This window comes from Runella sp. R5_40, assembly GCF_057652295.1.
In genome coordinates, this window is record NZ_JBYFCH010000051.1 from 1 (window position 1) to 6,066 (window position 6,066).

At 44.7% G+C, this 6,066-nt stretch carries 5 protein-coding genes; 2 read left to right on the forward strand and 3 right to left on the reverse strand.

Annotated elements, in window-relative coordinates:
• Positions 1–91 precede the first annotated feature (91 nt).
• From AC23N5_RS31210 to AC23N5_RS31220, 3 genes are read right to left on the reverse strand one after another with little or no spacing between them, the layout of a single operon-like run.
• Entirely contained in the window at positions 92–601 is a 510-nt protein-coding gene (locus AC23N5_RS31210) for a GNAT family N-acetyltransferase (protein WP_487758528.1), read from the reverse strand.
• A gap of 2 nt (positions 602–603) precedes the next feature.
• A complete protein-coding gene (locus AC23N5_RS31215) occupies positions 604–933 on the reverse strand; it encodes a type II toxin-antitoxin system RelE/ParE family toxin (RefSeq protein WP_487758529.1) in 330 nt (109 codons plus the stop codon).
• Positions 930–1,193 carry a hypothetical protein gene (locus AC23N5_RS31220; protein ID WP_487758530.1) on the reverse strand — a complete coding sequence of 88 codons (264 nt, stop codon included), beginning with the start codon at positions 1,191–1,193 and terminating at the stop codon, positions 930–932. The genes AC23N5_RS31215 and AC23N5_RS31220 overlap by 4 nt, the downstream gene beginning before the upstream one ends.
• Positions 1,194–1,348: 155 nt before the next feature.
• On the opposite strand from AC23N5_RS31220, the gene AC23N5_RS31225 reads away from it, so the two are divergent.
• Positions 1,349–2,230 carry an ABC transporter ATP-binding protein gene (locus tag AC23N5_RS31225; RefSeq protein ID WP_487758531.1) on the forward strand — a complete coding sequence of 294 codons (882 nt, stop codon included), beginning with the start codon at positions 1,349–1,351 and terminating at the stop codon, positions 2,228–2,230.
• Positions 2,231–2,280: 50 nt separating this feature from the next.
• Positions 2,281–5,925, forward strand: coding sequence for an ABC transporter permease/M1 family aminopeptidase (locus AC23N5_RS31230; RefSeq protein WP_487758532.1), 3,645 nt, complete (start codon positions 2,281–2,283; stop codon positions 5,923–5,925).
• The last annotated feature ends 141 nt before the right edge of the window (positions 5,926–6,066 follow it).

Below are 6,066 nucleotides of genomic sequence, written 5' to 3' on the forward strand. Positions count from 1 at the left end.
AGTTACCATTGAGTAATCGGTTTGACTCCTTCATTACCAAATATTATTTCGCAAAGGTAAATCTACAATGAGTAACCTCCCCGTTTTTCCTTTATTCTTCGCGAAATCGGACGTAGAGGTGCTCGTCAATGAAGGTATTTTCTTTATAAATAGACTTCTTCAGAATGGCTTCCAAGTGATACCCTGCTTTTTCCAACACCTTCATAGAGGCAGGATTATGGGCCATCACCCCTGCATAAAGGCGCTGCAAATTGAAGGTACGAAAGGCATAGTCTGTGACTTCTAGTACTGCTTCAGTAATGATTCCTTTTCCCCAAAAAGGCTCTCCAAGCCAGTAGCCAATTTCGGCATTTTTACAGAAAATATCTTTTTGTAAAACAATTCCTACACAACCTACTGCTTCTCCATCGACCTCAATGGCAAACACCGTGGGTATTTTTTCGGATGTGCACAGGTGTATCCAATGAAAGGCATCATCACTTGTATAAGGATGCGGGAAAGCGTCGCGCACGTTGCGCCAAATCTGGTAATTGTTGGCATAGCGAACTAGCGAACGCTCATCTCCTTTCTGCCAGCGGCGTAAATGGTAGGAAGGTTTCATAATTAATCAGAAAACTCAATTTCTTTCAATAACGAAGAAAGTTCTTGAGAGGTTATATTTTCTTTCTCTGATTTGTCGTAAATAGTAAGCAAAAAAAGCTGATTGTCAATCATTTTTACACACGTAATCAGCCTTGCACCTCCACTTTTGCCTTGTTTTTTTGAGGCAATAGCAACTCTAATTTTGTAGCAATTATGGCCAAGCGATGTTCCCAATTTTGGGTTGTTTCGGAGAAGTTCAAAGAGGGCGGCAATGTCGGTACCAAGTGAACTGTACTTTCTAGCCAATTTTTTAAAATCACGGTTGAATGTTCTACTAACGATGATTTTCATAGATAACCTTCTTGTTTAAGCTCCGCCAAGAAATCTTCTGCTGTCTGAAGCTCAATTTTCCCCTGACGATATAGCTTTACTTCTTCCACTGCTTCTGTAATATTCGTTATTATTTCATCTTTAGTAAAGATGGGTGCCTCTAGTTCTTGTTTCTCTTCCAGCAAATCGAGTGCTTTTTGGTACTTCTCCCATTCTTTAATTGGAATAATGACGGCTTTTTTACGCCCCCTCTTATCAGTTATGTATTGAAGAGATGTCATAAGTTTCTTTTTTTACAAATCTACAAAACAATAAACTCATTTGCTATTGCCTAACATTCATCTGCCTATATCGCCATTAATCCTAAAAATGACAGACGGCGTGTGTTTTTTTCTATTTTCGCACAAACCTTAAAACCTAAAATCCATTTTTTCTCATGCAGCTAACCATTACCAACCTTTCCAAAACGTATTCCAATGGAGTACAGGCTCTTAAAGATGTAACACTTACCATTCCGCAGGGGATGTTTGGGCTTTTGGGTCCCAACGGTGCGGGTAAAAGCTCCTTGATGCGTACCATTGCTACCCTTCAAGAGGCCGATAGTGGCAGCATTTCGCTCGATGACTTGGACGTGCTACGCCAAAAGGAAGACGTACGTAAAATTTTAGGATACTTGCCGCAAGAATTTGGCGTATATCCGCGCGTAAGTGCAGAAACCATGCTCGACCACATTGCTGACCTAAAAGGGATTGCAAACCGTGGCGAGCGTAAGGATATTGTAACGGCGCTTCTTCAAAAAGTAAATCTCTACGAAGCCCGTAAGAAAAACTTGGGGACGTACTCGGGAGGGATGAAACAGCGCTTTGGCATCGCTCAGGCGCTTATTGGCAATCCCAAACTTATCATTGTCGATGAACCAACGGCGGGTCTCGACCCTGCCGAACGTAACCGCTTTCACAATTTACTTTCCGAAATTGGTGAGAATACGATTGTGATTCTTTCAACGCACATCGTGGAAGATGTTACCAACCTTTGCTCGCACATGGCCATCATTTGTTTGGGTGAAGTAGTGGCCAAAGGGAATCCGAATGAATTGGTCAAAAGCCTTAAAGGTAAGGTGTTTAAGAAAAGTATTGAAAAACACGAGCTGAACGACTATCGCGAAAATTACCAAGTTATTTCGACTTCGCTGAAGATGGGTAAAACCCAAATCAGGGTCATCACCGACGAGTCACTCGAAGGCTTTGAAGCGGCTACGCCCGATTTAGAAGATGTGTATTTCTCCGAAATCACAGTTCGCCAAGGGCTGGCAGTGTAGTCTTTTGGGTCATTTTTAATTAAAGAGCGAAGTCAAACACAGCTAAATTTATGTTTTCAACCATACTTTCTTTTGAATTAAAATACCGCTTTAAGCGACCCGCCACTTGGGGCTACTGGGCGGTGATGTTTCTATTTTCGTTGGTGCTGGCACTGTTTGGTTCGGTGAGTATCAGCGGAGGTTCGTCCGAAAAAGTATTCATCAACGGCCCTGCGATTGCGGGGGTTTTCATTGCCGTGATGAGTGTATTTGGTATCATGCTTGCGACGGCGGTGATGGGCGTGCCCGTCTATCGTGATATTGAGCACAAAACCCAAAATTATTATTTCAGCTACCCCATTTCCGAAAAAGGCTACTTGATGGGTCGTTTCGTTGGGTCATTTTTGACGCTGTTATTTATTGGTTCAGGAATGATAGTGGGGCATTTGTTTGGTTGTATTATCGGCCAAACCTTTGACGTTGGCGATAATGTCGAACGCATTGGCCCTTACAATTTACTCAACTACCTGTGGCCTTATTTGGTCGTAGGCGTTCCCAATTTGTTTTTTGCGGGAAGCCTCTTTTTTAGCTTGGTGGCCTTGACAAAACGCGTGTTTGTTACCTATGCGGGTGGGGTGGTTTTGTTGGTGACTTACTTGGTCGCCTCTTCGTTGATGACCGATTTAGACAACAAGTCGCTGGCCGCTATTCTCGACCCTTTTGCGTTGGGAGCGCTCGACGATTTGACGCGTTACTGGACAGTTACGGAACAAAATACCCGCTTTTTTCCACTGGAAGGTAATTTCTTGTGGAACCGTTTGTTGTGGATAGGTGTAGGGCTGTTGCCATTGTTGTATCTGTTGTTCCGTTTTGATTTTCAACGCTTCATTGCACCGAAATCTCAAAAAATTTCCAAAAAGAAAACCGAAAAAGTAGCTGCTCCTCGCTCATTGGCTGATTTGCCCGTGGCCGCAAAAGCCTACACCACGGGTCGTTATTTGAGGCAAATGCTCAGTATGGCCAAAGTCGAGTTTCGGAACATCGTTCGAGACCCCTTCTTTATTGCTATTTTGTTGGCGGCGGCATTGTTCTTGTTTTTAGATAATCAATACGCAGGAATGATGTACGGAACCGATTCATTGCCAACTACTTATTTGATGTTAGAGTCGAAAGATAGTACATTTTATTTTGTGGTGATTATCCTGATTATTTTCATTACGGGCGAAGTCGTTCACCGCGACCGAACGGTCAATTTTCACCTTATTGGCGATGCGTTGCCTTTGCCCAACTGGTTGGTGTATGGCTCCAAGTTTTTGGCCATGATTGGGGTGATGCTGTTCATTCCTGTCGTGGGGATTTTGTGCGGCGTTATCTGGCAGACCATCAAAGGATACTTCGATTACAACTTTGCGCTGTACCTGCAAGGCTACGTAGTGCCTATTTTGCAGTGGACGTTCCTGACCATGATTACGTTTTTGATTCATACGTTGGTCAATAACAAAATGACGGGGCACGTGGTCAACATTGCTTTTTGGGCGGTGCTGTACGGCACGCGGGCTTTTTCTGAATACAAATACATGTTGCTGTATTTCAACGCCGTTCCTACTTCGACGTATTCAGACATGAACGGGTTTGGGTTCACCGAAAATACGATGTGGTATTTGTTGTGCTGGGGCGGATTGGCGGCAGTCTTTTTGGTGATTGGCAACCTGTTTTGGTCGCGCGGAACGGAAACCAATTTCAAAAATCGTTGGCGGTTGGCCATGCAGCGTTTTACCCCTGCTACGGGGGCGTTGCTGTCGGTTTTTACCCTTGTGTGGCTAGGTTCAGCGGGCTTTATTTATTACAACCAAAGTGTATTGAACAAGTACCGTACCGCCGAAGAAGGCCGCAAACGGAGCGCGGAGTACGAAGAAAAATACCGCAAATTTTACCTTAAACCCCAGCCTAAAGTAACGTCGGTGAAGGTAGAGGTAGATTTGTTTCCTAAAAAACGAATGATAGATGCCCGTGGTCGATTTGTGATAAAAAATAAGCACAATCGCCCGTTGGATTCGCTGATTTTGAACGTGGGAGGCGGTTTCCCGCATTACCGAATGAGTCTAAAAATCGACGGAGTGGAGCCTAAGAAATTGTTGAATGATACGATTCAACGGTTTTATATTTATCAATTGCCTAAAAAGCTGATGCCCAACGACTCGGCGGTGCTTGAAATCGCGTCGCATGGTGAGTTTAGAGGCTTTCGCAATGGGGGAGAAGAGCAATTTACGATTACGGACAATGGTACTTTTGTGAACCAAGGCGATTTGTTCCCGAGCATTGGGTACAGTCAGCAAGCCGAACTTTCGTCGGAGCGGTATCGGAAAAAGTACAAACTGCCGATTCGGGAATTTGACATGCCCAAACGCACTGACTCCACGGGATTACAGAATTTCTTGTTTACCCAAGAAGGCGACTGGATAACGTTTGAAGGCACGGTCAGTACCGAACCCGACCAAATTGCGATTATGCCTGGGTATCTACAAAAAGAATGGACGCAAAACGGTCGCAAGTACTTCCATTACCAACAAAACGAGTTCATGGATTTGTTCTTCAATGTCGCGTCGGCGCGTTATGCCGTCCACCGCGAAACGGTAAAAAACTCTGATGGACAGGATATTAAAGTGGAGATTTTTCATCATCCTACGCACAACCAAAACATTACCCACTTTATGAACGGACTGAAAGACGCCTTGCGGTACTGCTCGTCCAATTTCCGTCCGTACCAGTTCCGACAGATGCGTATTTTGGAATTTCCTCGTTATCAGACCTTTGCGCAGTCGTTTCCTAATACCATTATGTACTCGGAAAACTTCGGGTTTTTGGCCGATTTCTCAGACCCCAACAAAACCGATTATGCGTATTACGTAACGGCGCACGAAGTGGCGCACCAATGGTGGGGACACCAAGTTATGCCGAGTTTCACGCGGGGTGCCAACAACATCGCCGAGGCATTGGCCGAATACAGCTCGCACATGGTGCTACACCACACTTACGGCCGCGACGTGATGCAGGAGCGCCTCAAATACGCCCTCGACCAGTATTTACGCGGTCGTGGTACGGAAAACAAAGGCGAACAGCCGCTGATGGACAACGAAAACGGGGCGTACATTTGGTACGGAAAAGGCACGCTGACGTTTTATGCCCTGCAAGATATGGTGGGTGAGCAGCGCCTCAACACGTGGCTGAAAGACTACGCCGAACGGACGGCCTTCCGCCAGAAAGCGCCTTTTACGACGACCGACGAATGGTACAACAGTATTTACACCCAAACGCCTGATTCGCTCAAGTATTTTGTGGAGGATTGTATCAAGAAAATCACCTTGTACGAAAACAAAGTAACGGCCGTAGAAGCGACGCCGCTGAAAGGCGACCAGTACAAAATAAAGCTGACCATAGAAACCAAAAAGCTGTATTTTGACAAAACGGGCAAGGAAATTGCGCAGGGAAAAACGCCGAACTACATCGACATTGGGGTGTTTACTGAGGAGTCTAAAAACAAGCTAGGCATGAAGCAAAAAGTGCCGCTTTACCTCCAAAAACACAAACTCAGCCCAGGCAAGCACACGATTGAGTTGGTGGTAAAAGGCAAGCCCCTCAAAGGCGGCATCGACCCCTACAACAAACTCATCGACCGCATTTCGGATGATAATGTGATGAAAGTGGAAATGCTGTAAGAAATTCCTCACCTTCTCGAAAGCTTTAAAGCTTTCGAGAAGGTTGTTTTAATCCAAAAAATGTGAGACTGTAAATTAAACTCTGTCTAAAGGTTTTTTAACTTTACGACAGAACAATGGAAAAGACAGAATTTGAACAGA

Excerpts from the sequence above, each read along its gene's own strand:
- AC23N5_RS31230 (WP_487758532.1), top strand. The coding sequence starts at position 2,281 with ATGTTTTCAACCATACTTTCTTTTGAATTAAAATACCGCTTTAAGCGA.
- AC23N5_RS31220 (WP_487758530.1), bottom strand. The coding sequence starts at position 1,193 with ATGACATCTCTTCAATACATAACTGATAAGAGGGGGCGTAAAAAAGCC.
- AC23N5_RS31215 (WP_487758529.1), bottom strand. The coding sequence starts at position 933 with ATGAAAATCATCGTTAGTAGAACATTCAACCGTGATTTTAAAAAATTG.
- AC23N5_RS31210 (WP_487758528.1), bottom strand. The coding sequence starts at position 601 with ATGAAACCTTCCTACCATTTACGCCGCTGGCAGAAAGGAGATGAGCGT.
- AC23N5_RS31225 (WP_487758531.1), top strand. The coding sequence starts at position 1,349 with ATGCAGCTAACCATTACCAACCTTTCCAAAACGTATTCCAATGGAGTA.